The sequence below is a fragment of the Flammeovirga sp. SJP92 genome, assembly GCF_001583495.1.
GTDB lineage: Bacteria > Bacteroidota > Bacteroidia > Cytophagales > Flammeovirgaceae > Flammeovirga.
In genome coordinates, this window is the sequence record NZ_LQAQ01000063.1 from 156,304 (window position 1) to 183,226 (window position 26,923).

The 26,923-nt window shown below is 38.5% G+C and carries 16 protein-coding genes; 1 reads left to right on the forward strand and 15 read right to left on the reverse strand.

Annotated features, from left to right (window positions below):
• Nucleotides 1-322 precede the first annotated feature (322 nt).
• The 8 genes from AVL50_RS16640 to AVL50_RS16675 all read right to left on the reverse strand — a co-directional run bounded on the left by AVL50_RS16640 (nt 323) and on the right by AVL50_RS16675 (nt 13,737).
• Nucleotides 323-4,309, reverse strand: a complete 3,987-nt coding sequence (locus AVL50_RS16640; protein ID WP_172826858.1) for a starch-binding protein — start codon at nt 4,307-4,309, stop codon at nt 323-325.
• Between the two features lie 384 nt (nt 4,310-4,693).
• Entirely contained in the window at nt 4,694-6,277 is a 1,584-nt protein-coding gene (locus tag AVL50_RS16645; protein ID WP_063850749.1) for an aldehyde dehydrogenase (NADP(+)), read from the reverse strand.
• A complete protein-coding gene (locus tag AVL50_RS16650) occupies nt 6,270-7,877 on the reverse strand; it encodes a glycoside hydrolase family 43 protein (RefSeq protein ID WP_062617667.1) in 1,608 nt (535 codons plus the stop codon). The genes AVL50_RS16645 and AVL50_RS16650 overlap by 8 nt, the downstream gene beginning before the upstream one ends.
• A gap of 81 nt (nt 7,878-7,958) precedes the next feature.
• Nucleotides 7,959-8,909, reverse strand: a complete 951-nt coding sequence (locus tag AVL50_RS16655) for a C-terminal binding protein (RefSeq protein ID WP_062617630.1) — start codon at nt 8,907-8,909, stop codon at nt 7,959-7,961.
• A 256-nt stretch (nt 8,910-9,165) separates the two neighbouring features.
• The gene (locus tag AVL50_RS16660) at nt 9,166-10,338 is read right to left on the reverse strand and encodes a fumarylacetoacetate hydrolase family protein (protein ID WP_062617631.1); all 1,173 of its coding nucleotides are present in this window, start codon (nt 10,336-10,338) and stop codon (nt 9,166-9,168) included.
• A 16-nt stretch (nt 10,339-10,354) separates the two neighbouring features.
• The gene (locus tag AVL50_RS16665) at nt 10,355-11,245 is read right to left on the reverse strand and encodes an SMP-30/gluconolactonase/LRE family protein (protein WP_062617632.1); all 891 of its coding nucleotides are present in this window, start codon (nt 11,243-11,245) and stop codon (nt 10,355-10,357) included.
• Nucleotides 11,229-12,029 carry an SDR family NAD(P)-dependent oxidoreductase gene (locus AVL50_RS16670; protein ID WP_062617633.1) on the reverse strand — a complete coding sequence of 267 codons (801 nt, stop codon included), beginning with the start codon at nt 12,027-12,029 and terminating at the stop codon, nt 11,229-11,231. Before AVL50_RS16670 ends, AVL50_RS16665 begins: the two co-directional genes overlap by 17 nt.
• A 19-nt stretch (nt 12,030-12,048) precedes the next feature.
• Complete coding sequence (locus AVL50_RS16675) at nt 12,049-13,737, reverse strand: DUF5107 domain-containing protein (protein ID WP_172826859.1); 1,689 nt, start codon at nt 13,735-13,737, stop codon at nt 12,049-12,051.
• 345 nt (nt 13,738-14,082) lie between these two features.
• On the opposite strand from AVL50_RS16675, the gene AVL50_RS16680 reads away from it, so the two are divergent.
• Nucleotides 14,083-14,637, forward strand: coding sequence for a GPR1/FUN34/YaaH family transporter (locus AVL50_RS16680; RefSeq protein WP_157491370.1), 555 nt, complete (start codon nt 14,083-14,085; stop codon nt 14,635-14,637).
• Between the two features lie 210 nt (nt 14,638-14,847).
• Here AVL50_RS16680 and AVL50_RS16685 read toward each other — a convergent pair whose 3' ends face one another.
• The 7 genes from AVL50_RS16685 to AVL50_RS16715 all read right to left on the reverse strand — a co-directional run bounded on the left by AVL50_RS16685 (nt 14,848) and on the right by AVL50_RS16715 (nt 26,922).
• Nucleotides 14,848-16,155: a glycoside hydrolase family 11 protein gene (locus tag AVL50_RS16685; protein WP_082795870.1), complete on the reverse strand. Its 1,308-nt coding sequence runs from the start codon at nt 16,153-16,155 to the stop codon at nt 14,848-14,850.
• 125 nt (nt 16,156-16,280) lie between these two features.
• Nucleotides 16,281-19,430: a glycosyl hydrolase family 8 gene (locus tag AVL50_RS16690; RefSeq protein WP_082795871.1), complete on the reverse strand. Its 3,150-nt coding sequence runs from the start codon at nt 19,428-19,430 to the stop codon at nt 16,281-16,283.
• A 618-nt stretch (nt 19,431-20,048) separates the two neighbouring features.
• Entirely contained in the window at nt 20,049-21,029 is a 981-nt protein-coding gene (locus AVL50_RS16695; protein ID WP_062617637.1) for a glycoside hydrolase family 43 protein, read from the reverse strand.
• Nucleotides 21,030-21,045: 16 nt separating this feature from the next.
• On the reverse strand, nt 21,046-22,563 hold the full coding sequence (locus AVL50_RS16700; protein ID WP_216639055.1) for an MFS transporter: 1,518 nt from the start codon (nt 22,561-22,563) through the stop codon (nt 21,046-21,048).
• Nucleotides 22,564-22,779: 216 nt separating this feature from the next.
• Nucleotides 22,780-24,129 (reverse strand): endo-1,4-beta-xylanase, encoded by a 1,350-nt coding sequence (locus tag AVL50_RS16705; RefSeq protein WP_062617639.1) that lies wholly within the window; start codon nt 24,127-24,129, stop codon nt 22,780-22,782.
• 66 nt (nt 24,130-24,195) lie between these two features.
• A complete protein-coding gene (locus AVL50_RS16710; protein ID WP_062617640.1) occupies nt 24,196-25,419 on the reverse strand; it encodes a PKD domain-containing protein in 1,224 nt (407 codons plus the stop codon).
• A 33-nt stretch (nt 25,420-25,452) separates the two neighbouring features.
• On the reverse strand, nt 25,453-26,922 hold the full coding sequence (locus AVL50_RS16715; RefSeq protein WP_062617641.1) for a RagB/SusD family nutrient uptake outer membrane protein: 1,470 nt from the start codon (nt 26,920-26,922) through the stop codon (nt 25,453-25,455).
• Nucleotide 26,923: the final 1 nt, after the last annotated feature.

The following is a 26,923-nucleotide window of genomic DNA, read 5'->3' on the forward strand; positions in this document are numbered from 1 at the left end:
AACACTAGTTAATATGCCAATAGTATTTCCATAGTTATGCCAATATTTTTTAAAACACTTATTATCAGTAATTTACAATCAAAATACCTAATATCACCTCATTCACGTTTGTTCACTTTTGGACATAAATTACACGTTTTGAACAGATTAACGTCCGTTTTAGTAAAAATAGCCTGTCACAAAATGTAGCAGGCTATTCTAAACACTATTTGATGTAGAATTAGTGTACTTATATAAATGAATGAATGTAGAAAAAAGTATTATGAGAAAGTTGGAACATGTTTAGCACTACTACAGAGTAATCTAAACATGTCCTTGTTCATTATTTTTTAATCAATTTTCTGACAGTTCTTTGGTTATCAATTGAAATGTTGACCAAATACATTCCTGCTTGCAGGTCTAATTGATCAAATGTCAATTGTTGCTTTCCTGACTGCACTGTTTTCAATTGGAGAGGATAAACTTCTTGTCCACTCAAATTGAAAATCTGAACACCAATTGTCTTACTTTCTGCAAGTGTCAGCTGAAGGAAGAATTGATTATCAATAATTGTTGGATACAGTTTTAAATCTTCTTCCAAATTCAGTCCTATAGTAGTATTGCGAGCACTGCTTGATTCAGGATTTGAATTATACCACTGTCCGTCTTTATACCAGCCTTCAGTAGTTCTTGATAAATCAGAAGTCTGATTACCACTTCCATCATGGAACAGTAAACTAGCAGAGGAGGTATTCGTGACTGTATAACTGTACCAACCGTTTCCATCATTGGTCATACTTACACCTGGCCAATTGGATGAGCTTCCATTATCTGTGTTCCAATAGTGGATGAGTGGGTTGTTCCAAGTCGATTTAAAATGAACTGTCAATCCTGTTGGTGTTACTGTATTGCCATCAGGGTTTTGATCGTACCATTGCCCATTTACATACCAACCGTCTTTGTTTCTTGTCAAGTCAGAAGTTTGTCCTCCTCCATTATTACTGAAAATAATACTTGAAGAAGTCACGGCTTCTGGGAAAGTGAAAGCGTACCATCCATTCGACTGTGTCATACTTACACCTGGCCAAGTCGCATTAGCCAATGCTCCCGTCGGAGAGGCGTTCCAATGGTAAATATGTGTATAATCTTTAGCATAAACGGTGAAACCTCCGCTTGGTGCAGTCACTGTGAATGATGCGGTACTTACCGTTGAAGTATTGCCGGCATCATCAACAGCGATAGCTGAGACAGTAGTAGTTTGGGAAATCGATAAGGTGACTTGCCCTTCAGCTGAAGTTGAAGATAAGGTTGGTGTAGATCCGTCTAAAGTATAATAGATCGTTGGTGATGCATCACGATTGTCTGAAGCGGAAATTGTAATGTTTCCAGCGCCTACAAAAGTACTGCCTGAAGGTGAAATAGAAACTGTTGGAGCTTCTGTATCAGGCGTTGTGATTGGTTCATCAATCCATCCGTTATCATACCAAACGTTACCACAAATATTCATTTCGTCGCCAGTGATTTTTGTATCACCGCAAAGTAAGATCAAATTAGTGCAAGTGCCGTCAATCGTGTATTCATAGAACCCAGGATAATCTGTTGAAGCCAACATATTTTCTCCCGGCCATGCAGTTGTCATGGTTCCTCCTGTTACACTCCAGAAATAAATTCTTGGTGTTGAACAGTCCGTTTTGAAATACACGGTCATTCCTCCTTCAATTGGTGTTGGTACAGTGTAGGTCACCGTTTTAACAGCTGAACTACCAACGCTATTGATCGCAATGGCTTTGAAAGTAATCACATCACCTGCGTTTCCAGATAACACTACTTCCCCATTATATTGAGAAGATGAAGCAGTGGGAGTACTTCCATCCAATGTATAATAAATTACTCCGTTTTCAGTGGCTGATGCACTTACTCTATTGCTATTTTGAGTGAGCATTAAAGTTGGTACTTGAGGTGTTATTACCGAGCAATCAGGACATTCGTTGTGCCATGTATTTCCATCATACCAACCATTTGAGTTTCTTGAAAGGTCAATGGTTTTGTTACTTCCATTGTCACTGAAAAGTAGATTGACACTTTCTGTGTTTTCAAATACATATTTATACCAATCACCATCATGCTGTGTCATATTTGGTCCAGGCCAAGTACTTGCAGGTAATGCCCCGGCAGGTACTTCTTGCCAATAATGTACATTGACGCCATTCCAATTAGATGGCTTCTTGAAATACACTTCTAGTCCTTCAATCTCACCGATTCTATAAGAGAAAGTAGTCACTGAAGACGAATTCCCATCTTTATCTACTGCAAATGATTTGATGTCCATATCATCATTGACAGCGATTTTTGTATTGTTGTATTGACTGCTTGAGAACGATGGCTGAGAACCGTCTGTTGTATAATAAATAGTATAAGGACCTCCTGCTCCTAAGGAAGCGGAAAGACTTACTTCTACAGGATTGTCATATCTCTGAGGTGCTGGTGATGCACTTACAAATGGTAAGCTTGGTCCACCTTCTCCTGGCTGGAAGAAACCAACGCCATTGCCACCGATCATACCAGGACCATTTAAAACATAAACTGCCGCCGAACCTGATTCAACTGTGCAGTTCAATGTTCCATTAGAAACCTGTACTTCTGCTCCTGTCACTGCATCTCTATAAATGCCATTAGTCAAACCTGTAAAGTTGAATGATGCTGATCCATCTTTTGCTAGACCTACAGCCACTTCACTGTTTCCATGTACACGAACATAACCAACGCCGTTTCCGCCATTGTCACCATTCCAGCGCCACTCTCCTTTTTGAAGTGCTGGCACTGCTGATCGCATAGCATTCAGTTTTTTGATGTGCTGATAAATCTTGTGGCTTGGTGCCTGATCCATTACATCACCATAGTATGCTCTACCTGTTTCATTGATTGATTTTTTAATTCCTTCTGCATCATGAATATCCGCAAAGGCCCCTGCCATAAATCGCATTTCCGTACCATAATACACAATCGGAATACCTCTCCAAGTAAACATAAAATTCAGACAGGCCGCTAAGTTTTCATCCGTTCCACCATAACGCTTGTTCCAGTCATTATTCGGACCAAAATCATGGTTATCTAACCATAATAAGTTAGTTGACGGATCTGCATATAAGTGATCATAACGTGAGGCCGCTTTTACTCCACCAAAACCTTCACCATATTCAAAAGGACCATGGAAACTTGCTTCAGCGTAAAAATCAATTACAGCCATTCCTGATGGTTCAGAAGCATTCGTTGCTCCTCTCCAAGTGTACCAGTGTGGATTAATTTCTTCGATACTGTGTAATTCGTGACGCTTCTGTGCTACTTCACCAAAAACAAAAAGGTCTGGATTGATCGCCTTAAAAGCATCTAAGAAATACAGTACATCTTCTTTAGACATGTGCTTGATGGTATCCCAACGGAATGCATCTACACCCATTTCAATAAATGTCTTATAAGCATTGACCAAATACTCTCTTACTACAGGGCTGGATGTATTCAAATCAGGTGTATCTCCTGCCAATGCTCTGTTGTAAAGGTTTTCAGTATCGTCCCAGCCTTGAGCAAAACCATTACCGCTTTGATGGTACCAATCTGCATCTGTTGTATTGACATAAGATACTGTAGAAGGCCAGTTGTAGTTAGAAAGATCTTCGTTGTAAGGTGCTGGTAATTCAGGTAGATTCGCTCTACTCCAAATCAAGCCATCATCAGGGTTAGGTGTCATTCCATCGTACTCCCAGTTTGGATTAGGTTGCAATGGATTACCATTTAAATCCTGTCCCCAGACTTCTGAAGTATCTGTATTATATTTAATTTCAGCCAAACCTTTAATACCAAAACGGCCAGCGTGATTAGTCACCACATCCAACACAATTTTCATATCTCTGGCATGTACTTCATTGATCAGATCTTGAAAAGTAGCGCCCGGAGATTCCAATCGAGGATCTACTTTTGTAAAATCATAAGCGTGGTAGCCATGGTAATCCAAAGGACTCCAGTTCTGAACAATCGGAGTGATCCAAATAGCGGTAAAACCAAGGTCTTTGATATAATCCAGTTTTTGAATTAAACCTTTAAAATCACCTTTCCAAGTGACATCATTGGGATCTGTAATAGAAGGATTAATTTCTGGATCTGGATTGTAGGAACTCCATTCATTGGGAACGTTATTACTCGGATCTCCATCAAAGAAGCGAGTGGTCATTAAGAAGTAAATAGTTTCTTCGCGAAAATCAGTTTGTGCGAAAAGCGTATTGATCCCTACACTCATACATAAAGAGAGCGTCAATAGCCATTTTGTAAATTTCATTTTCATACTTTTAGTTGTTTACCAAGTAGAGCCCTTTTTATCATCAGGGTGCTTAATTCCCTTATTGATATTCAGTTTGCTACTTTAAGTAATAATCAAGTCAGTTAATTTTTTTGTACTCAAAGTACTTGTTGTTATTCTTTCCGGAAAGTCACTTCAAGCTGTTTTTACAATGTTAGCACATTCGGTTTTGTGAAGCGTTCCGATGGATAATAAATGGGTGTTTTTAGAAAGTGGCACGTATCGGTGGAGGGAAGGGAACTTTACAAGAAGTATCAATAACTCACAACAGCTTGGTTTAAGAGTATATTCAACAAAAAAAGACACAACAAAAATGCTGTGTCTTTCCATTTCTAATTATCAAATCTACCTGAATTATCTAATCTAAATTACATTATCTGAATACTTACCGTTAAGCTTTCTATAGAGTTGTAAAGGATTATCGTTTTTCAGTGTGTCTGGCAATAGTGCGTCTGGAATATTCTGATAGGCAACAAACCTTGCAAAACGAACGATCGCTTCTCCTCCTACACTTGTTGCCCACCCAATAGATGAAGCTGGATATGGTCCTCCATGTTGCATAGATGGATTCACATCAACACCTGTTGGGTAACCATTGAAAATGATTCTGCCTACTTTTAATTCCAAAAGGCTGATCAGTTTAGAAGACAAATCATCATCACCGTCGGAATGTATAGTGGCTGTCAGTTGCCCTTCAAGATGTTTTGCCAAACGAAGCATATCTTTCTCACATTCTACTTCAACCACTAGAGTCACTGGTCCAAAAATTTCTTCATGGAGTGATTTGTCATTGATAAAATGATCTATTGTCGTTTTGAATAAGGCATTAGGAGGTGTTTTTTCATTTTCGTTCCATTCCACCTCATTGACCCATTCCACATTAGGGTTACTTTTCAATCTCACTAATCCATGATAGTAAGCAGAAAGAATTCCCTTGTTCAGCATTACCCCTCTGCTATTATCATTCAATTGAGAGGAAAGTCCTTTGATCAGTTCATCATCCGCCAATGTCACAATCAAACCTGGGTTGGTACAGAACTGCCCAACACCTAAGCAAACAGAAGTTGAAAGCCCTGCAATCAATTCTTGCTTCTTATTTTCTAATGCTTTCTTACCAATAAAAACGGGGTTGATACTTCCCATTTCAGCATAAACTGGAATAGGATCAGGACGAGAAGCTGCAATGTCCATTAAAGCTTTTCCACCTTTAAATGAACCTGTAAAACCGACCGCTTGAGTTGCTGGATGTTGTACAAGCTTTGCCCCAAGATCATTGCCTACACCTTGCAACAATGAGAATACACCATTGGGCATATTGGTTTTCAAAGCGGCAACTGCAACGGCTTGTGCAAATAATTCAGAAGTTTCCGGGTGAGATGGATGTCCTTTTACCACTACAGGGTTTCCTGCCGCTAATGCAGACGCTGTATCTCCACCTAAAGAACCAAATGCAAATGGGAAGTTGGAGGCTCCAAAAACAACCACTGGCCCGATGGGACGCATCATACGTCTGATATCTGGCTTAGGTACTGGCTGACGGTCAGGAATTGCTGTATCAATACTCGGCTGTGTCCATTGCCCTGCTTCAGCGATACTGGCAAACGCTCTGATCTGTCCACACGTTCTTCCTCTTTCGCCCGTTAATCTTGGAATTCCCAATCCACTTTCTCTGTGTCCTACTTCTAAAAGTGTATCTCCTAAAGCTTCAATTTCATCAGCAATTGCATTTAAAAACAATGCGATTTCTTTTCCGCTTAGATTTCTATATTCTTCAAAGGCATCTTGTGCCTTAAGCATTGCTAATTCAATTTCTTTCTCTTCTGAAGTATAAAAGTTACCCGTTGATTCAGAGGTCACTGGGTTAATAGAAGAGAACTTTTCTCCAGAAGGTTTCAACCAAACACCTCCTATGTAAGAGCTTCCCGAAATAGTTTTTTCTTTAATCATGAGTCAATTCTTTATAGCTGAAATATTCAAAATCGGCGTGCTGTCTTCTGCCTGATAAATCTTGACAGCAAACACCTACAAACGCTCCTGTAAATGCTGCTCTGTAGCGTACATTCTCATCTCTTACGTACTCATCTGATAGAATACTTCCATCCAAAACAGGCCCTACTTTTATCCACTCGCCTTCTTTTACGGCATAGTAGAATTGTAATTGAGCACCATTGTAATCCATTTTCATCCACACTTTTTCTGCGTCTGAAACATCAATGGGTTCAATTGGTTCTTGCTGATCATACTTATCACAAGTGATGATGTACAATTCTTTTTTGGTGCCATCATCATTTCCCATTATATGTAAGTAGTGATAATGGAATGTATTATAATAGGCTACCAATCCTGCCATTTGCTGGAATGAAACAGGATCAAATTCTACACACGTTTCCGCTACAACATGATGTTCCTGTACTCTATGAGCTACTAATGATTGTCTGAAAACTGAACTTAATGATTCTCTGCCGTACAATCTCAAATAGCCTTCTCTATCATTTTGAGTAATCCAATCTTCCGTCATAGGTACTCTTAAGGCATGAAGATGGATGTCCAATGGCTGATCTGGCGCAAAAGTAATTTTCTCTACCTTAGACTTTGGTTTGTGTTCTGGAAGTTGAGGAGCTTCTACTTCTTTTCTTGGTACATTATTATCCCCCACTTTATATAACCAATCATCTTCTCTCCATTCGAATTTTTCAATGGCTGATTCTCTACCTGTAATGCATCTTCCTCTTTCTGTCAAAGGTCTTCCTACTAAGAACACACCGTACCACTCTCCATTTTGTGTTTCTACAAACTGACCATGACCTGATCTTTGTAAGTAGTTTTGAGGAGTATCTTTACAGGTAATGATTGGGTTTTGAGGATGAACTTCGTAAGGCCCAAATAAGCTTTTTGATCTAGCTAAAGTCATGGCATGGTTAAATTCCGTTCCCCCTTCAGCAGTCAACAAATAATAGTAGCCATTTTTCTTAAAAATGTGTGGTCCTTCTGTTCCTCCTAGTTCTGTTCCTGGGAAGATATAATGGATATCACCTATTAATTTCTGCTCTTCTTCTGAATATTCTTGTAATACAATTCCACCAAAAAACTTACGTTTACGGTGATCCATAATCATATTGACTAACCATATTTTTCCGTCATCATCATGGAAGAATGATGAGTCAAATCCACTTGAATTCAAATACACTGGCTCTGACCATGGTCCCATGATATCTTTTGCTGTCACTACATAGTTAGGGGTATCTTTCCATGTTGCACCATCAAAACTCAAGACATTGGTATACAACAAATAGTAAGTTTCATTGTGCTCATTGTAGCTTAAACAAGGCGCCCAAACTCCACCTGAATCAGGCACACCTCTCATGTCTAACTGTGATGTTCTATCTAATGGTCTTGTGATCAATTCCCAATTCACCAAATCTTTGGAATGGTGAATTTGATATCCTGGAAACCACTCAAACGTTGATGTTGCTATATAATAATCATCCCCTCTTCTTAGAATACTTGGATCTGGATTGAACCCTCTAAGAATGGGATTTTGAATCATTTTTGTCATTTCTTCTTTTATTAAAATATGAATATTTTTTGTAGGTTGACACATAAGGCGGGTCGACACGTAGGTCGACCCCTACACCACCTGGCATCGCAGTGCTTCCCCATTTAATGTACGCTCCACTTCTTCTGCAGCATAGCGTTGTAATCTTCTTACACTTGCTTCGCTATAATATGAAATATGAGGCGTCATCAGAATATTTTTTGCAGTTCTCAATGGATGATCTCCTTCCATCGGTTCTGCTTCAAAAACATCGATTCCTGCATTGGCAATTTCTCCTTGATTCAATGCATCCGCTAGCTCTTTTGTATGAATCAATGCTCCTCTTGAAGTATTAATCAAAGTTGCTGTAGGCTTCATTTTTGACAACCTTTCCTGATTGATCAAATGATGTGTCTCAGGTGTGTGAGGTAAATGCAGCGAAAGAATATCAGCCATTTTAATTGCTTCTTCTAATTCCACTTTCTGAACATTCATACCTGATAAAACAGCCTGTGATACATAAGGATCATATGCATAACATTTGAAGCCAAAAGCCTGCATTCGTTTTATCGTTTCTCTTCCGATACGTCCTGCACCCAATACTACAAAGTTCATATCTGAAAAAGATTTCAGTGTGGTAGGCGTAGAGGCAGGCCATTGATTTCCTATAATAGAGTTATGCCAAAAAGGAAGTTGTCTACCTAGTGAAACGGCTAATGATGCTGCATGGTCTGCAACTTCTGCAATACCATAATCTGGAACATTACACACTGCTATTCCATATTTTTTTGCCGCTTCTAAATCAATATTATCCACCCCTATTCCATACCTCACTATCACTTTAGCGTTGTTTAACTGAGAAAGGATTCTATCTGAATAAATACCGTATTGTACCAAAAGGGCATCTGCGTCTTTTGCTACTTCTATTATTTTATCTTCTTCTTTATGTTGATAGATCTCAAGGTTGAATCCTGCTCTATCACATACTTTTTTTTCTTCTTCAAAGGCTCCTGCAAAATTGCAGTCTGAGATTACTACTTTCATCTTGTTTGATTTATTAGTAAATGTGGTTCGCATGGACGTTGTAATACAACGACACTACATATTTTAGAGTGATGAAGGAAAGTGGCCCGTCAAGTGGTTTTTATGGTGGTTCGGCGGACGTTGCAATGCAACGTCCCTACAACGGTATCCATCATAAAGGATATTCTACCATAAATTGAAAGGAGACTGTAGGGATGTCCACTGAAACACAACAAGAACCATTTTTTCTACATTCTTAATTCTTCATTAAAAACCCTTACGCCGTCAATACTCCTCTTTTGGTCAGGTTTTTCATCAATTCTGAAATACCAAAAGTCCATCTTGGTGCCTTGTTGGTATGATTTACCGTATTGGTAAGCATCCCCAGCTTTGCGGAAGAAATAGAAACTACATCACCTACTTTGTGAGTGAAACCATTGCCTTTGTCTCCTCTGTCTTTAGTAGGAGCAAATAATGTCCCTGTGAAAAGTGCGAAGCCATCAGGGTATTGGTGGTTGTCACTGAAAGTCTGCCCTACTAGATCCAACACATCTCTACTGATCTGCGTCATATCACTTTTATCATCCAGAATAAACCCGTCTTCTTTTCCTTGTACTAGCACTCTCACTTCTGCCTTACGTACATCTTCTATCGAAAATGAATCATCGAAAATGCGTATAAAAGGACCGATAGCACATGATGCATTATTGTCTTTGGCTTTCCCCAAAAGTAAAGCACTTCTTCCTTCTATATCTCTTAGGTTTACATCATTACCTAATGTGGCTCCGATCACATCTCCGTTGCCATTTACAGCCAATACAATTTCCGGTTCAGGATTATTCCATTCTGAAATCGGCAAGATTCCAATTTCTGCACCTACACCCACTGAAGACATTGGCTGTGCTTTAGTGAATACTTCTGCATAAGGCCCAATCCCTACTTCCATATATTGTGACCACATTCCTTCTGCCTGCAATACTTCTTTCAGATCTTCTGAAGCTTTAGAACCCGGTACAATTTCACGTACATCTCCGCCAATTTTATCATTGATCATTCCTCTTAGCTCATCCGCTTTTGAAGCATCTCCTCCTGCTCTTTCTTCAATCACTCTTTCCAGCATTGAAACCATGAAAGTTACACCACATGCTTTGATCGCTTGAATATCAAAAGGGGAAATAAAATGAGTTTTGTCCACACTCCCTTCAAGAGCATTCTCCATCAATTCCTCATAACTTCCCAGTTTCTCCAATAAAGAAACATCTATTGTACTTAAATCAATATTGAGATTGAATAGATCAGAGGTAGTAGGTGCCAATGTTGTCAAATTGTATACTCCTTCTTCTTTGATGATAACAGGAGCAGGTCCCGTTTCAACGCCAACCATCCAAACTCTTCCTATTAATGTACCTTCAAACTGATCTGCAGGTAAGTATTGTTTCAAATCACTCATTGTATTGTTTGTTTTTTTAATATTGAACTAATGATGTTGGAAGCCCTTTTACGCCAGGCTTAAAAGCGAATAGACTTCCTGCTAGAGGAAATTCTTGTTTGTCTTCATCTGTCATCAGGTACCTTGCGGTTGTGATGTATAAAGTGTCAAGATGCTCTCCTCCAAACGTACAGCTTGTAATATTTGGCACTGGCATTTCATACACTTCCAGCACCTCTCCTTGTGGTGATAATTTTGTGATTCTTGCTCCCGCAAAAGAACATTGCCATAGATTGCCATCAGCATCTACAGTGAGTCCATCAGGATAACCTTCGGGATCATTGAGCTGGTATAAAACTCTTTTATTTTTAATGCTTTCACCGTCAATATCATAAGCATAAATAACCCTTTTAATAGTATCATTATGATAGAGCGTCTTTCCATCAGGACTAAATGCAGGACCGTTAGTAATGATGTAATCACTGTCTAAATGTGCTACTTTCCCATCTGCTCCTAACCTGTATAAACTTCCTGACGCTTTCTTCTCCTTTTCATCCATTGACCCTGCCCAAAAGTTGCCGTAAGTATCTACCTTTCCGTCATTAAATCTGTTTTCCGGTAGATGTTCCTCCAACGACTGAATCATTTTATAATCATCGTTTTCAAAGTCAATGAAAGCAAAACCATCTCGAACGGTACCGATAAAACCTCCCTTATCTCTAAATGCCAGACTTGTCAACTCAAAACTCAGTTGCCATGACTTTTTAGATTGATTGAAAGTTGAGTAACGGTGTACTTTTTTTTCTACAATGTCCAGCCAATAAATTGCCTGTTCATGCTCTACCCAAAGCGGTCCTTCTCCAAGTGTAGCAGGAATCTCCCAAAGGCATTCCAACGACTCTATTTTTCTATTAATTACTACCTGCATACTCTGCGTCTTCTCCTATTCCTTCACCACCTAACCCTAAATAACCGCCATCAACTGGCAGATCTGTCCCAGTGATAAAGCTTGCCTCATCACTGCATAAAAACATGCATGCACTTGCCACTTCTTCAGGTTGACCACATCTTCTCATCATGTGATATTTACCCCAAATCGGTTCATATTTCTCTTGATCATATCCGGCAGCTTTTAAAACTTCTCGAGTCCAAATCCAACCCGGACTCACTGAGTTGACACGAATACCCATCGGAGCAAGATCCAATGCAGTACATTTTGTCAATTGATTCACCGCACCTTTAGCGGCATTATAAGTCCATCTTCCAGGCTGAGCGATATGTGCTGAAATACTTGAAATGTTGACAATGGCACCTTTACCTTGCTGTTCCATTAGTTTACTGACTTCCTGCGTCATCTTCGCAAAACCTATTGGTCCCACTTCCAGAGAGCGTTGCCATTCGTTTCTCGTTGCCTCTAAACCTGCAGCAATAAACGAGAAGGCATTGTTGATCAGAAAGTCTATACCACCCATTTTTTCAATGGCAAACGCAACTTGTTCTTCACAAAACTTCTCATCCAACATATCTCCATGGATAAAATAAATGTCACCACCTTTAGCCTTCAGCTCTTCTACTGTGGCCAAACCTGTTTCATTATCTATATCTGAAATCACCACCGAACACCCATAAGAAAGAAATGCTTCCACACATGCCCTTCCTATTCCTTGTGCTCCTCCAGTGACTAATGCTCTTTTACCTTGTAATCCTCTCATAATAGTAGCTCTAAAAAATTTATAATACGCCCACTTTCTTCGTCAGCTTATTTTGATTATTATCTTGAATATTGACGATATAAATACCTTTGGTCAATGCTGTTATTTTCACTTCAGTTTGATTGGTGTTTTGTTGAAAAACAACTCTTCCTTCCAAATCATATAACTGTATCAATCGCTGTGAGTGATCAGAGAAAACAATATCAATTTGTCCTGTATTCTGATTTTTAAATTGTACCACAAGCTCCTTTTCCAAACTGCTGATGACATCCTCTTCTGATGGGTCTCTTTCATCACCAACCGTTACATTAAATGTCTCAGAGTGCAACACCTTATCTTCTTTTATTACAGAAAGACTCGCTTTATACTTATCGACTGGAATATTCAATTCAGAAAAAATAATCTCTTCCTTAAATGACTGTACTGTGGACGACTGAATAGTGTAAATCTTTTGGTACACTTCCTTCTCCTCATCCATTACCAGCAATTGCACTTGATATTCTTTTTCAAGAGGCTGGAAAGTGGAGAAATTAATTCTGTTCAAAGAAGGTTGTTCCAAATCCAATGCAAAATGTTTATCGATGTAATCAACATGACTTAACCCCACTGACGGCATATAAGTCTCTGTCCATTCCAATCGCTCATAAGCAGCCATTTTATAATCCTTAAAAAACTGATGTGATAATCCTGACCATAATTCAACATTAGGCCTTTCATAAGCATAAAAATCACTGACATCAACGTTCTCTCCTGGCTCTCCCCATGCCCAGAACTTCAATCCGGGAGTGAGTGATTGATCGTTTGAAATTCTAAAAAGTCCTTCTTCGTTATCATGGTTGATCACACCATAAAAATCTTTCTTGAAGCTAGGGTAAGCATAAGCGATGCCTTGCTCTTCCCAATTTTTGAGTAATGGTAAATTTGTATATTCTTGTACTCTCGGTCCATTCGAAACAAGTTTATCTATACTCGTTAACCAATTTCCGGGACTCCATCCTACTTCATATTGATCAATGGGGACAATCATTTCTGAATTAAATGAAGTCCTAGGATTTTCAACTGTAGAACCTGGAGCAAAAGTGACGCATGTCCAATATTCCAAATTATTATCTACTGCAAGATTTTCCAGTCGTACATTGACCTCAAAATTTGACGCTCCTTCTCTAAGAATTACATCAAAGTAACAGGTCACATTCGTTACTCCATTGTTGTACTGTGGAGGATGCTGAGGATTATCTAAATTATCTTGTATCCACATTGACAATCTCACTCCATCACTCAGTACTTCAGGTGCTTTTTGGTTCCATGGAACACACCAATATTTCCCATGTTCGGGCTCTGGGAAAGTTGGAAAAACACCTGCGTACTGCATGAGCCAGTCATGATAAAAAATATTGTCCCCTATCAAATAAGGAACTCCTAATTCATTGGTATAAAGTTGCTCATGACCAGTAGGTTTGTAGATAAAAGAGACTACTCTAGCCCCAAATTCAGGCACGACTGTAATTTTCACCAATTCATTTTCCAGTACAATTCCTTTAAATTCCCTTTCAACAATTTCAGTTGTAGAAAAAGAAGCTATACTGTAATGCTCATCTAAAGTATAATCATAATGCTGCCACACAAGGGTGGTATCTCGCACCTGCACCTGAGCGAAAGCATAGGTATGAAGTATAAAAAATAAGAGTATTAGTAGATGTCTTTTCATTTCATTCCTTTTGTTTGTTATCATAATTTAGGTGACTCCAAACATGAAAGGCAATAGGTGAGTAGTGATGACGTAGTGATTAAAGTAGTAAAAAGTTAGTTCATGGCGTTAAACCGTTCATTTGACGTATATTAATCCTCTTTTTTGAAAATATTTCTTTACTTCAAACACTTCACTAATGAGTATGCATAAAAAATGTACTACAATTGATAATTATTATATTATTAAGCCTTGAGATTACCACTCATTAACGAATGGTCGCCTGATATATCACTACATTTGCGACTGCAAAAAATGGGGAGATTTTATCTCTATCAATTATCTAACAATCTTAATTACAAGAAAATGAAAAACGGGAATCCTGCTGTTGTAGGTTTAGCTGGCTTTGGTTTAACGACATTATTATTACAATTCCATAACTTAGGCTGGGTAGGCTTAGGTCCTGTGATGGCTATGGGTATCATCTTTGGTGGATTGGCACAGTTTATTGCTGGTTTCCAAGAGCAAAAAATGGGAAACAGCTTCGGTTTTTCAGCATTCGTTTCATACGGTGCATTCTGGATGGGTCTTTGTATCATCTGGCTTTGTAACCACTACGGTATTTATGAATCTTCGCATTCTGATGTAGGGTTCTTCTTATTAGCTTGGATGCTTTATACATTAATCATGTTTATCGCTTCTTTAAGAATTCATACGGCTATGGCGTTTACTTTCGGTACGCTCCTTTTAGGATTCTTATTCTTAGTTTTAGAGCACTTTGTTTCTGAAGCTTTCAAACCAATTGCAGCAATTGATTTAATCATTTGTGCTGGTGCGGCTTGGTACATGATGGCAGCGGCTATCATCAATGAGTTGGCTGGTAAAGTAGTATTACCTTTAGGAAATAAGATTATCAAGTAGTCTATTTCTGTAGATATAAATGATCCGCTATTGCTATGGGGTTTCTCATAGTAATAGCGGATTTTTTTATTTCGAATTTATTGATTGCTCTCTCAGTAGAAGCGTAGCCTGCTACGCAATTGCATGAAATAATGGAGAACATGAAAGTTTATAGATCTCATCAAAAATGATACAATCTATACGTAGCAGGCTACGTGTCTACAAAGATTGTTAATGAATCGCTACTCTCTGAGTTAAAGTATTTGCAGTACCGACTACATGAAAAACATAGATTCCTTGGTGCAGTGAAGGTGGTAATTGGAAAGTCGTTGTTCCTCCTGATGTAGTAATTGTTTCTACTAATTGACCTTGGGAAGTATAGATTAAAATCTCATTTATATTACCCAAATCAACATTTTTTACTGTGAAATAATTCTCTTTAATGGGATTGGGAAAAATAATACTTTCAGACTGTTCTGATAAACTCGAAAGATTTCTTTGTCTTGCTCCTGATGTGTTTCCAAAACCGATAACGCCATTGCAATGCATCCATTCACTGTATTGGCCTCCACAAGTATTATTCTGCCAAACTGCAGTATTGTAAGATTGTTGTTCTGCTTGCTTACGGCTTCCATTGATTTCTACCCAATCTACTTGCACATCTCTGCCGTTAGTATCATTGAAGTATTCTACATTAACACCACCTGAAGAGTTAGTATTGACAGTATAAATCTTGAAGTTATTGGTCAGTGACAAGGTTTGTATTGTTTGATTGTCAATTCTAACATTCAACTTCTCTTGACCACTGATTCCTTTCGCTCTTACTTTGATGGTATTAGAGTTTCCACTTCCGCCACTGTTTCCATTACTTGTGCCCATGGTCATGCTGTACACATCACAAGTACCACTGCTTTGATAGCCTTCTACAGTAAAAGATACTTCATATAAATTCCCCATATTCATTCCTAATGAAGCCCATGCATTGAAGTGATTAGCACATGTCACTGTACCGCTTGTCTTTTTCGACCTTCGAACACTCCAGTATTGCTGAAATGTCTTGGTACCTTGAATCGAAGGTTGTTGAACTCGGGTCGTTTCATAAATATCATAAGTGCCACCATCAGTTGTTACAGTACCTTTTGGTGTTCCTCCTGGTGGGCGCCAGCTTCCCCAGCTTTCTACAATATAATATTCCACTAATGGACTTGTTGTCCAGCCATAAACACACAAATACGAATTACCAGAAGGTTGGTAATTGGCCCCATAAGTCACTGTTTGATTTTTCACTCCAGGACGCTTCCCTTTTCTTGCTAAAAGGTTGCCGATGTTATTCCAAGAGACATAGAAGTTACCTCCATTATTGAGAGTCATACACCCATTCCCTGAGTCTTTCCAATATTCGTAAGTGTAGCCTCCTTGATTGCCGATTTGATTGTTGCAAATGGTTTGGGCATTTGTGTGAGATGAGAAAGTAACAACACACAAAAGTGGAAGGAGAAATACACTCATCATAGAGCATAAGTTTAGTAATTTTTTCATTGTAATTAAGTTTTCATTTCATAATTGATCAAGAGCCCAATAGATATGGGGAGTATTAAGACAATGAGATAGCGTGAATTGGGCTCTTGATTTGTAAAAGATTGTTGTCTTAATACCTTTTAGTATTACTGAATTATTAGTTTTCTTATTTGATTCAATCCATCAGACTGCACCTGCACAACATAGGTTCCTCTTTTAAAACCTTGAGTACTTATTTTCTGCAAACCAGAGGTAAGTTCTGATGTAAAGACCTTTACGCCACTGATGGTGTAGATGCTGATTTGTACAGATTGATCCCCCATTCCTTTTACCGTAAAATAGCTTTGGGCAGGGTTAGGATATAAAGTCATTTCTGAATGTAAACTTTCTTTTGAGGCTACATTTTTAGAGGCTGTCCTTGCATTAGAGCAAGAAGGAGCTGTTGATGAATTGCTGAAATAAATGGTATGTGTTCCGGTTTTAGAAAGTAAGACTACGTTAGTACCCTCTTTCCCTATCCAATATTCTCCATCTAATCCATTAAAGCCACTGTTTGTAAAAGTGATAGAAGGTGATGCACTTCCTAAAGTATGCGTAATCGATCCTTTTAGGTCCACGTACCAATTGGGTACTCCATTATTCGTTCTCATAGAGAAATCCCATATTTGATTGCCTTCTTTTGACCAATTCACTGAAATATTATTGACTTGAGATAAATCAGGGCCATTTCCTAATACATGTGCATGTGTAAAACTCGTGTTAGTTGTAGGAAAAGCGGATGTACTTGGTAAACCAAATGAGCAACTAGGGGTATTGCCTCCACCGTTATCACCGCCATTATTTCCTTCTGCTGTGATGACTAAATTTCCAAGGTTGAATCCTCCTGCATCAAAGGCAACTCTCATAATTTGTTGCCCTGCCGTTAGATTCACTTCTGAAACCGTGACATTCGTAAATGTACCCCAATCTCCTGTAGATGGCACTGCTAATAATCCTGTCTGATCCACTCCTTTGAATTCAATATGGAATTTCCCATTGGCATTAACAGAAGCGACTTCAGCTGAGATGGAATACGAGCCTGCATTGGCTACATTTACGGTAAATTCAAGCCATTCTCCATTAGCAATCCAACCCACATTTCCACCGTTTGTTCTACTCTCCGTATCCACATCTGTATCCTGACGGTCACCATTTCCATTATTCCCAACTCCTGTGTCGTGGTAAGCTACTCCTTCTCCTCCATTATCAAAAGTTGTCGCGTTAATTATTCCCGGGATAGCTTGTGGACTTCCTAAATAAGGAGTTTGTTCTGTTACAGGTATAGACGTTACAGTCACTGAAGTTTGATCCGTAAAACCACCGTCTGCTGTAGTTACTGTAATGGTTGAAGTGCCTTCTGCTATAGCTTGTACTCTTCCTGATGTAGAAACTGTTGCTACATTGGGATTTGAAGAAGTATAAGAAACGGCTTTATTATCTGCATTGGTAGGTAATACTGCAACACTAAGGTTCGATGCCTCTCCTTCTTGAATGGAAAGTGTTGAAGGCGTTAAAGTCACTCCTGTTACCGGAATTGGGTCTACAGGAGGTGGAGTTGATCCATCCACATAAGCTTTGAAATTTCCTGATAGATGCAATAAGCACATCATTTGTAATAGCCCATCGTAATAACGGTATCTTCCTGTGGTAGGAGCTCTATCCCATAAGGCATTGATGAATTCCCATGCTTTGGCATCAGTAGAGGCTAAGGCAGTCATGGCATTACAAGCGACCAATCCTACTGCTTGATAATTTGTGCCCGGTAATGGATTTCCATTTAAAGTATATCCACTAGAGTAACTGTAAATTCCTTCACTGTAGAAAAAGTCTTGGATATTATCAGTGATTACTTTTTCACGTTCATCTTTTTTGAACCATGCATAATCCATCGCTACATTCATTGCACAGCGCCAAGCATCCACCACAAAATCTTCTTTATGACCTCCGGTTGGTGATCCATCATAATTGGAATAGTCAGGCATCAAACCAGTAGTGGGGTGAGCGGCCGATTGAAAGAAATCACGTGCAACATCAGCGGCATCTTTCCAATATTGCTGATTGGTGTTGGCCATAATTCCCCATACTTCATAAAAGGATGGTAAGAAATAAGAAGGGTCTGTATACGTGGAGGCATTAGCATAAGGAACAAAACACACTTTTTTCTCCTCATTAAACATATTCGGAACGGAGCCTATGATTTGATTATGAGGCCACCCTTTATTCATGATTTGCTCTAAAATATAATCTGCTTCAGCACGGTAATTATAAATTCCTCCTCTATCCCCAAAACGAACGGAAGCAAAATACAACGCGGTTACGAAGTAGATTTCACCGTCAGATGCAGTATTGGGATCTAGCTCATTGCCACTTGCATCCACAATCCAACGAAAATAACCTTCACGATTACCTGGGCCATGTTGCATGTGTGTTTTAGCAAATTTCCACATGCGGTCAAACTCCTCTTGTTTATTCATCTGTACTGCGATCATCATACCATATGACATTCCTTCTGATCGCACATCATTATTGTCTATATCAAGAATATAAGCTTCATCTGTTCCTTTAGGGTAATACACTCTTTCAGTGGCATCATCACCGTAGAATAATTGCTGGTAGATATCGTTTATTTTAGTATCAATCTGCTGTTGTGTATACCCTGCCTCCTTGAACATATTTCTGTAGTTTCCTGTATAAAATGCTCCTTGAGATGGTAAGACAGGAGGAGCAGGTGGTGGTGGAATATCTCCCGTTCTCAAAAAAGAAATCCAATCTAAAATAGTGTCATTGGAGCCATCATCCGTTATTAAAACCAATGTAATTGTTCTGTTTCCTGGATTGCCTTCGATCTTAACAGACTTGGTTTGTGTGGTTGCTGAAGTACCCGAGAAAGAAAAAGAAGTGACTTCAACACCATCAATTTCTAGGCTTACTCCTGCTGCACTGCTATTTGTGGAAGCCCCTCTGACTGCAATGTCAAATAATCCGGGAGCATCAGAAAAATTAATGGTCGTTGATCCTTTATCATCATTGGCATAAAGAATAATTCCATTAAAAGGGGTTGTGGTTGTACCTGCATAGGCCCCACCCAAGGTTAATGTTTCCGCTTGGATTTTGATTTCTGCATTGTTGATAACGGCACTACCTTCTACCCTCAGTTGGAATAGCATAACCGTTATCAAAGAAATTAATTTAATAAAGTTGAGTGATACAAAGGATAAAGCTTTAAAGCTCGTCCTTTTGTTGTAATAGTTTTTCATTTCAATAAGTGTGTTGATTTAGTTAGCACTCTTTCTCTTTGCTTATGAGGTAGCCGGAACAACATAGAAAGTAGAAGAGTTAATTCATTTCATCGAAGCTATTGTTCAATTAAAATAGGAAGTTTTGGATTATCTTTTTGAGCCTATTCTACGTTAGAATATCATCTCGTAGCTATAGCTATGCTCTTCTATTCTGCCTTGAATAGACTCAAAAATATTAATCCAATCTATCCCAATTTTAAATGCTCAACAGCTTAAGAGATATCTCGTTGAAAGTAAAACTATGCTAATGAAGAATTATAAAATATAAAATTAGGGTCAAAAAATATCAAAAATGAAGCAGTAGAGATGTTGCATTACAGTGCTTCATTTCTTGTATACGTCTAAAATTACTAAAGTAATAGTTATGGCATACAGATGTTAGAATGCTGTAATTGTAAAGTTGGTTGATGTGTTTTTAAAGGGGAAATTATTAAACTGTTTACCCATAAATGAAATTATGGGTCTAAGTTTATAAGCCTTCCCAATAACCTATATCAAAATTTAAGTATTAAATCTAGAAACAAAAAAAGCACATCAAATTGACATGCTTTTCGAAATGAAATATTAAACTATCCGTTACATTTGACCGTCGATTGTTGAAATTGTCCCGTCACTATTATAATCTATTTCGATAAATTTGACGCTTCGCAACCATGTTTTTCCACCTGAAGGTTTGCTGTCGTGATAAAACAGATACCACTTATCATTAAATTCTACGATGGAATGATGTGTAGTCCATCCTACTACAGGAGTTAAAATCACACCTTTGTACTGAAATGGTCCGTATGGAGAGTCACCTACTGCATAACAGATTTGATGTGTGTTTCCTGTAGAATAAGAGAAGTAATATTTGCCGTTGTATTTATGCATCCAAGGTCCTTCAAAATACCTTCTATCATGATCTCCTGCTTTTAAAGGCTCACCGTTTTCATCCAAAATCACTAGATCTTTTGGTTCCTCCGCGAAGCCTTTCATATCAGCTGTCAGTTTCACAACTTTTGGACATAAAGCATCTTCATGATCTGCAGGTTCTTGCCCTACTTCTATAGCTTTATTGTCTCTGTATCGTTGTAATTGTCCACCCCAAATACCACCAAAATACATATAATAATCTTCATCATTGTCTTGCAATACGGCAGGGTCAATGCTATAGCTTCCATCCATTGGAGTGGCTTCTGGAATAAAAGGGCCTTCAGGTTTGTCACTGATGGCAACGCCCATTCTGAAAATATCATTCTTATCCTTCATCGGAAAATATAAATAGTACTTTCCATTTTTCTCTGCAGCATCGGGTGCCCACATTTGTCGCCCAGCCCAAGGAATATCTTCTAGTTTTAAAACACAACCATGATCCTTTACTTCACCATCTATTTCATCCATTGAAAAGACATGGTAATCTTGCATATTAAAGTGGTCTCCATTGTCATTTTCGGGAACACCTGACTCTATATCATGCGAAGGATAGATGTATAATTTTCCATTAAAAACATGTGCAGAAGGGTCTGCGGAGTAAATATGATCTGCTATATATTTTGGTTTATTTTGTACTAATTCCATTGTATTTCTATTTGAATTAATTTATTGAAACATCTTCTAATTCTAATGCACTTGCTGATTGTTGTAATTGTCTTCGTTCTAAAAGGTCAGACTGAATTTTAATGTTAAAGTCTTTCGTAATCACATAAAAAATAAGAGAGATAACAGACACCATAAAAGTAGTCGCAGGTACTAATGAGGCCGTTAATCGGATTCCAAAAATTGCTTCTGTTGACTGCACTATATTGGGTTCGTAACCATAAACTGATACGATCCATCCACATAATGCTCCTCCTAATCCGAGTCCCGCTTTCAAGGCAAAAACAATCCCTGAGAACACAAACCCTGTCGCTCTTCTGTTGTATTTCCATTCTGAATAATCGGCTACGTCACCCATCATTGCCCATAAAAGTGGAATCGTTGGGGCATAGAAAAGAGATTTTAAAATATTTAAAGTGAATGCTAAACCTACGTTATCTTCTGGTACGAAAAAGAATAATCCGGTGAAAACGGCTGTCATAAATAGACATACAATAAATGTATTACGTTTTCCGAATCTCTTCGCTAATGGTGCTGATAATGTCAGTACTCCTATGATGGTTACAAACTGACCGATCATATTGAAAAAGCTAAAACCTACGCTGAATGCATTACTCTTATCCGGCAATGCCAGCAATCCAAATGTTCCCATTAGCTTTTGTAATAGAGAAGGATCACCGCTTGTATTTTGAATTAAATTGAATTGTTCGAGGAATGAAAAAATGGCTTCTGGTTTCATGTAATAGCTAAAGAAGTAATACATTCCTCCTCCCCACAATGATAAGGTAGTGAAAATGAAAAGCGTCACGATAAACATCGAGAACCAAGGTCCGTTTTTCTTCAAGTCATTAAAGTCTTGCTTGATGCTTGTCTTTTGTGATGGTGGTGGTGTGATTCTTTCTTTAGTAGATAGGAAAGTAATTACAAAAAACATAATTGCTACTAACGAAAATATACCTATTGTTATCGACCATCCTTTTTGATCATCACCTTGCCCAAACTTATCTACCAATGGTAAAGTAAAACCTTGCACCACCAATGAGGCGATCATGGCCAATACAAATCTGACAGAACCAATATTTGTTCTTTCATTAATATCACTTGACATCACTCCATGCAATGCAGAATAAGGTGTATTGTTAAGGGAATAGATTGCCATCAGAAGCGTGTATGTGATACCTGCATAAATGACTTTATACCTTTCTGTAAGGTCAGGAGTGGTAAAAGCTAGAAAGAAAAATAAGCCAAATGGAATGGCAGTCCAAAGCACCCAAGGTCTGTATTTTCCCCATTTAGTATTGGTCCTGTCAGACATAATTCCCACTACGGGATCTACAAAAGCATCAATCACTCTTGCTAAAAGCAGTATGGTACCTGCGGCAGTGGCCTTTATGCCGAATACATCCGTATAAAAGCCCAATTGGAACACCAACATGATCTGGAATACAAAATTCACGGAGCAATCACCAAGGCTGTAACCAATTTTCTCTTTTAAAGATACTTTTTGATCGTTCATTTTCATTTTAAAAAATAGGGGTATGTTGTAGTAAGAAGAATAAGGGAAGAGTAGGATCATCTTTGTGATAGGAAGAGATAGATGATGATAATTGATAATGTTTTTGTTCATCGCACAATATCCCTCTTCATTCTTACCTCTTAACTCTTACCTCAATGTTTTTGTTAGGTGGAGAAAGTGGTACTACTATTCCCAGCTTTCTCCCCATTGCTAACTCTATTCTTGAAGGCCTTCTAAGAAGCCTGTATGTGCTTTTTTGATGACGAAATCTTTATCATATAATAAAGGCCAATCGTCGTGTCCTTGAACACTTGGTATCCAAGATTCATTATCTTTCAATCCCCAAATCGTCAAAGCGAACTTACTGCTTTCAGGTATTGCATTGTACACTTCCACCACTTCTCTCACTTTGTCTTTTTGAGCAAATTCTCTTTCTTCCGTTGAAGAAGTAAGATCATTATCAGGGTTGATTTTTACATCTAATTCAGAGAAGTGCATCAATAATCCTTTATCAGTGATCATCTTTGTATTCTCAGCAATTGCACTTTTTGATGGACCATTGTAACTGATGTGCATTTGGAAACCTACACCATCTAATGGAACATTATTCGTTTGGAAATTATCCACAATTTTACTGATCACACCATTCAGTTTTGTCTTATCCCAGCACAAGTTGTAATCATTGTAGAAAAGGAGACAATCAGGGTCTGCCTCTCTTGCCCATTCAAAACACTTCTGAATGTAGTTTTCACCCATTCTTTCTAAAAATACAGTGTTTCTATAATTGCCTCCTGCATCATCAATAGCCTCGTTAACCACATCCCAAGACACTACTTTTCCTTTGTATCTTGTTACCGTAGTTTTGATATAATCTTCTACCATATTTGAGAATTCCTCATCTGTTCCTTCAAAATTCTCTACCCAACTTGGAGTCGCAGCATGCCAAATTAAAGCATGACCGTGTACTTCCATTCCGTTGTTTTGAGCGTATTCCACCAACTGATCTGCCAATGTAAAATCATATCTTCCTTGCTCAGGATACATGATGTTCATTTTCATTTCCCATTCAGCAGAAATTTGATTGTACTCTCTTCTGTAAATTTCATCATGTGTACCATTCAAACGGTTCACAATTGTAGCCATCCCGACTCTGAAGGTAGTAGCCACATCTTTTAGAGGAGTATCAGGCTCAACTCCATCCGCTTCCAAAGTAGTTACAGATTTGGAATTGGAGAACGTGGAAGTTTTTTCCTTCAGTTGAGCCTTCACTCTCAAATAAAAAGTCTGTCCGTTCGCTAATTCTTCAAAAGTATAAAAGTCATCCTTTGTCACTACGCTTTCATAAGGAGCCACTAGGTTAGAGAAGTTTTCATCCGTAGCAAGGTTCAGCTCATAACTTTGAGCATTGACAACACTTGTCCAATCTGCCGTAAAACTACTTGCTTTAAGATTTGAGATCTTATAAATATCAGGTGCTGAAAGTGTTACTTCCTGCTCTTTATTATCTACACAAGACTGTAATGAAAGTACTAATGCAGCCAATAGATATACTAAAATTCTTTTCATGATTCTATTATTTTCTAAGTTTGAAACAGTCCAGGGAATAGCTCCCTGGATTGTTTGTCTACACTATTATTGTTCGAAATAGGTAATATTGTCTACATAATAATTACCTGCTGTATTTCCCTGAATGACCACCCAAGGGTATTCAGTATTACCATCTATCTGATCAACGAGGTCATATTCTAATGTCACCCATTTACCTGGTTCGACATCAAGGAAATAGCCCGTCTCAAAATCGCTTTCCAGCTGTAATTTTAAGGAACCTGCTTGTTCGAAATACACATCTATCGTTATTTTATCTGCCGCCACACCTACAATCTGACCGTTTCTTACGGCATTGACTGAGAATGGATCTACTTGTGTCATCATTAATACAAAATCAGAAGCGTTTACAGCATCAGTTGCTGGGTTGGCCACTACAGAAACATCTTGTCCCCAAGCGTTCCAATCCCCTACTTGCTCGTCTTCAAAATCGCCATAAACTGTACCGTTGTTTCCTCCAATATCCAATGCATAGTATTTGATATTATCGATGTAATAACTACCTGCTGTATTGCCTTGGAAAAGGATCCATGGGTATTCTTTCGCCGCATCCACTTGACCTTCTAAATCATACTCCAATGTTACCCACTCACCTGCTGGCACCGCTTGGAAATAACCTGTAGCAAAATCGCCTTCAATCTGAAGTTTTAAATCTCCTGCCACTTCCATATAAACATCTACTACGATCTTAGTAGCGAATGGCGTAACCTGTGGAATATTTCTCACTGCATTGTTTTGCCAAGGCTCCGTCTGCGTCATTTTTAATACTCTATCCGAAGGGTTAACCGCAGAACCTGAAGGATTACTTACCACTGAAACATCTTGTCCCCAAGCATTCCAATCGCCAACTTCTCCGTCTTCAAAATCACCTAACAGCAAGAACGCATCCCCACCTACTGGTGGTAAATCAGGATCTCTTTGAGCAATTACAATTTCCTTCGAAACCGTATCTACTCCCATATTATTTCCTGTATATAAAGTGATTTTGTAAGTCCCTTCATTAGGGTAATAAGTGGTATCAACATCTTGAGATCCTCTAACAAACGGTCCATCTTCTTTGAACTTCCATGAGCTCATGATTGAAGTTCCGGTAGACTGATTATCCAGTACAATATAGTTTGGATTTTCGCTTGAAGGAGTTGCCGTAAAAGCGGCTTTTGGCATTTCTTCCACTGGAGAAGAATCCTCATTAGAACATCCCCATATCGAAAGAAGTCCTATAAGATATATGTATAATAAGTTCTTTTTCATAGTTCATTCAATTTCAATTTGACAAGACACTAATTAGTAGCCAGGGTTTTGATCTGCTGCTGAGATTTCTGGATTCACATCAATCTCTTTTTGAGGAATAGGAAGTAATTCTGACTTACCAGCGACAAAGCCTGTTCCTGCTAAAACTGTTGATGCTAAATCCCATCTTAATAGATCATTGAATCTCACTTGCTCCCCTGCCAATTCCACTTTTCTTTCGTGAATAATTGCTTGGAAAATCTCTGACTTACTTCCTACAGGATAAGTAGCGTTCATTTCACTTGAACCATACAAAGGCATATTTACTCTTGCTCTCACTTGGTTCATCAGTTCAATGGCTTTTGAAGCATTCCCTAATTCGTTTTCTGCCTCAGCCCACATCAGCAATACATCTGAATAGCGAATGACTCTGTGATTGATTCCTGATGCAATCTCTTCCTTAGGGCGTTGGTAATAGTTCTGGTATTTCTTCCATGCCGCTCTGTGGTCTGGCAGACTTACGACTTCAGTTCCATTATTGAATAACTCACCGTCCGTATAAAAATTGGCAGTATAACGAGGATCATTCGCTTCATATTCATCCAAAAGATCGTCTCCAGGATAAGAGTTGAACCAGTCGTTCCAACCGTATTCTTGGCCTCTCAAAGAAACAAACTGCATTCCTGAAGCATCTTCTACCCACCAAGTATCTTGGTCTGACCAACCAAACTCACGAGTGAAACCTACCTCAAATACTGACTCCGAATTATATTCTGTTTCCTCCAAGAAGTTATCCATATAATCCTCTACTAAAGTATAGCCCGTCACATTTTGGAAAGCATTTGCCGCTTCTTGCCATTCTTTTCTGAACAAGTGCATTTTTCCTTTTAATGCCCATGCCGCACCTGCCGTTGCTCTACCTCCATCAGTAGCTCCTTGAGTAGGTAAAAGTGAAGCGGCTAGTTCTAAATCTTCTAAAATAAATTGATATACTTCTTCTTTTGTAGCTCTTGGATTTGGCACTGAAGTCAACTCAGGGTAGATGGGTACACCACCGAAACGCGTCACTAATAAATGATAGTAAAAGGCTCTCATAAAGTGTGTTTCACCTAGTGCTTTATCAATATCACCTTGTGTTACATTCTCAAACTTATCTTTATTTGAGATCACAAAATTCGCTTTATTAATTCCTCTGAAACAGTTGTCCCAATAGGTAAAAATACCTTCGTGATTGGAGTCAAAAGTAAAGTTATAATACTGACGTTTGTCTGCTTCATGCTGAGGGTTGAGTTCTACTTCATGTCCCATATTATCATTCATAAAAAATAAATGACGGATGTAAAGTCCTTTGGACTGAAGGTTGACGTAAGAGGCATCTACAGAAGATTGCAACTGTGATTTATTCTTGAAATAAGTGTCTTCTGTCAGTTCATTTGGATTGGAGATGTTGAGGAAATCTGTACTACAGCTACTTCCAAAAACGATCATCAATAATGATAAATATATAGAGTTTCTTGTGTTCATG

What these genes read in the sequence shown, in the direction of transcription:
- AVL50_RS16640 (WP_172826858.1), bottom strand. Translation starts at nt 4,309, where the DNA reads ATGAAATTTACAAAATGGCTATTGACGCTCTCTTTATGTATGAGTGTA.
- AVL50_RS16645 (WP_063850749.1), bottom strand. Translation starts at nt 6,277, where the DNA reads ATGATTAAAGAAAAAACTATTTCGGGAAGCTCTTACATAGGAGGTGTT.
- AVL50_RS16650 (WP_062617667.1), bottom strand. Translation starts at nt 7,877, where the DNA reads ATGATTCAAAATCCCATTCTTAGAGGGTTCAATCCAGATCCAAGTATT.
- AVL50_RS16655 (WP_062617630.1), bottom strand. Translation starts at nt 8,909, where the DNA reads ATGAAAGTAGTAATCTCAGACTGCAATTTTGCAGGAGCCTTTGAAGAA.
- AVL50_RS16660 (WP_062617631.1), bottom strand. Translation starts at nt 10,338, where the DNA reads ATGAGTGATTTGAAACAATACTTACCTGCAGATCAGTTTGAAGGTACA.
- AVL50_RS16665 (WP_062617632.1), bottom strand. Translation starts at nt 11,245, where the DNA reads ATGCAGGTAGTAATTAATAGAAAAATAGAGTCGTTGGAATGCCTTTGG.
- AVL50_RS16670 (WP_062617633.1), bottom strand. Translation starts at nt 12,029, where the DNA reads ATGAGAGGATTACAAGGTAAAAGAGCATTAGTCACTGGAGGAGCACAA.
- AVL50_RS16675 (WP_172826859.1), bottom strand. Translation starts at nt 13,737, where the DNA reads ATGAAAAGACATCTACTAATACTCTTATTTTTTATACTTCATACCTAT.
- AVL50_RS16680 (WP_157491370.1), top strand. Translation starts at nt 14,083, where the DNA reads ATGAAAAACGGGAATCCTGCTGTTGTAGGTTTAGCTGGCTTTGGTTTA.
- AVL50_RS16685 (WP_082795870.1), bottom strand. Translation starts at nt 16,155, where the DNA reads ATGAAAAAATTACTAAACTTATGCTCTATGATGAGTGTATTTCTCCTT.
- AVL50_RS16690 (WP_082795871.1), bottom strand. Translation starts at nt 19,430, where the DNA reads ATGAAAAACTATTACAACAAAAGGACGAGCTTTAAAGCTTTATCCTTT.
- AVL50_RS16695 (WP_062617637.1), bottom strand. Translation starts at nt 21,029, where the DNA reads ATGGAATTAGTACAAAATAAACCAAAATATATAGCAGATCATATTTAC.
- AVL50_RS16700 (WP_216639055.1), bottom strand. Translation starts at nt 22,563, where the DNA reads ATGAACGATCAAAAAGTATCTTTAAAAGAGAAAATTGGTTACAGCCTT.
- AVL50_RS16705 (WP_062617639.1), bottom strand. Translation starts at nt 24,129, where the DNA reads ATGAAAAGAATTTTAGTATATCTATTGGCTGCATTAGTACTTTCATTA.
- AVL50_RS16710 (WP_062617640.1), bottom strand. Translation starts at nt 25,419, where the DNA reads ATGAAAAAGAACTTATTATACATATATCTTATAGGACTTCTTTCGATA.
- AVL50_RS16715 (WP_062617641.1), bottom strand. Translation starts at nt 26,922, where the DNA reads ATGAACACAAGAAACTCTATATATTTATCATTATTGATGATCGTTTTT.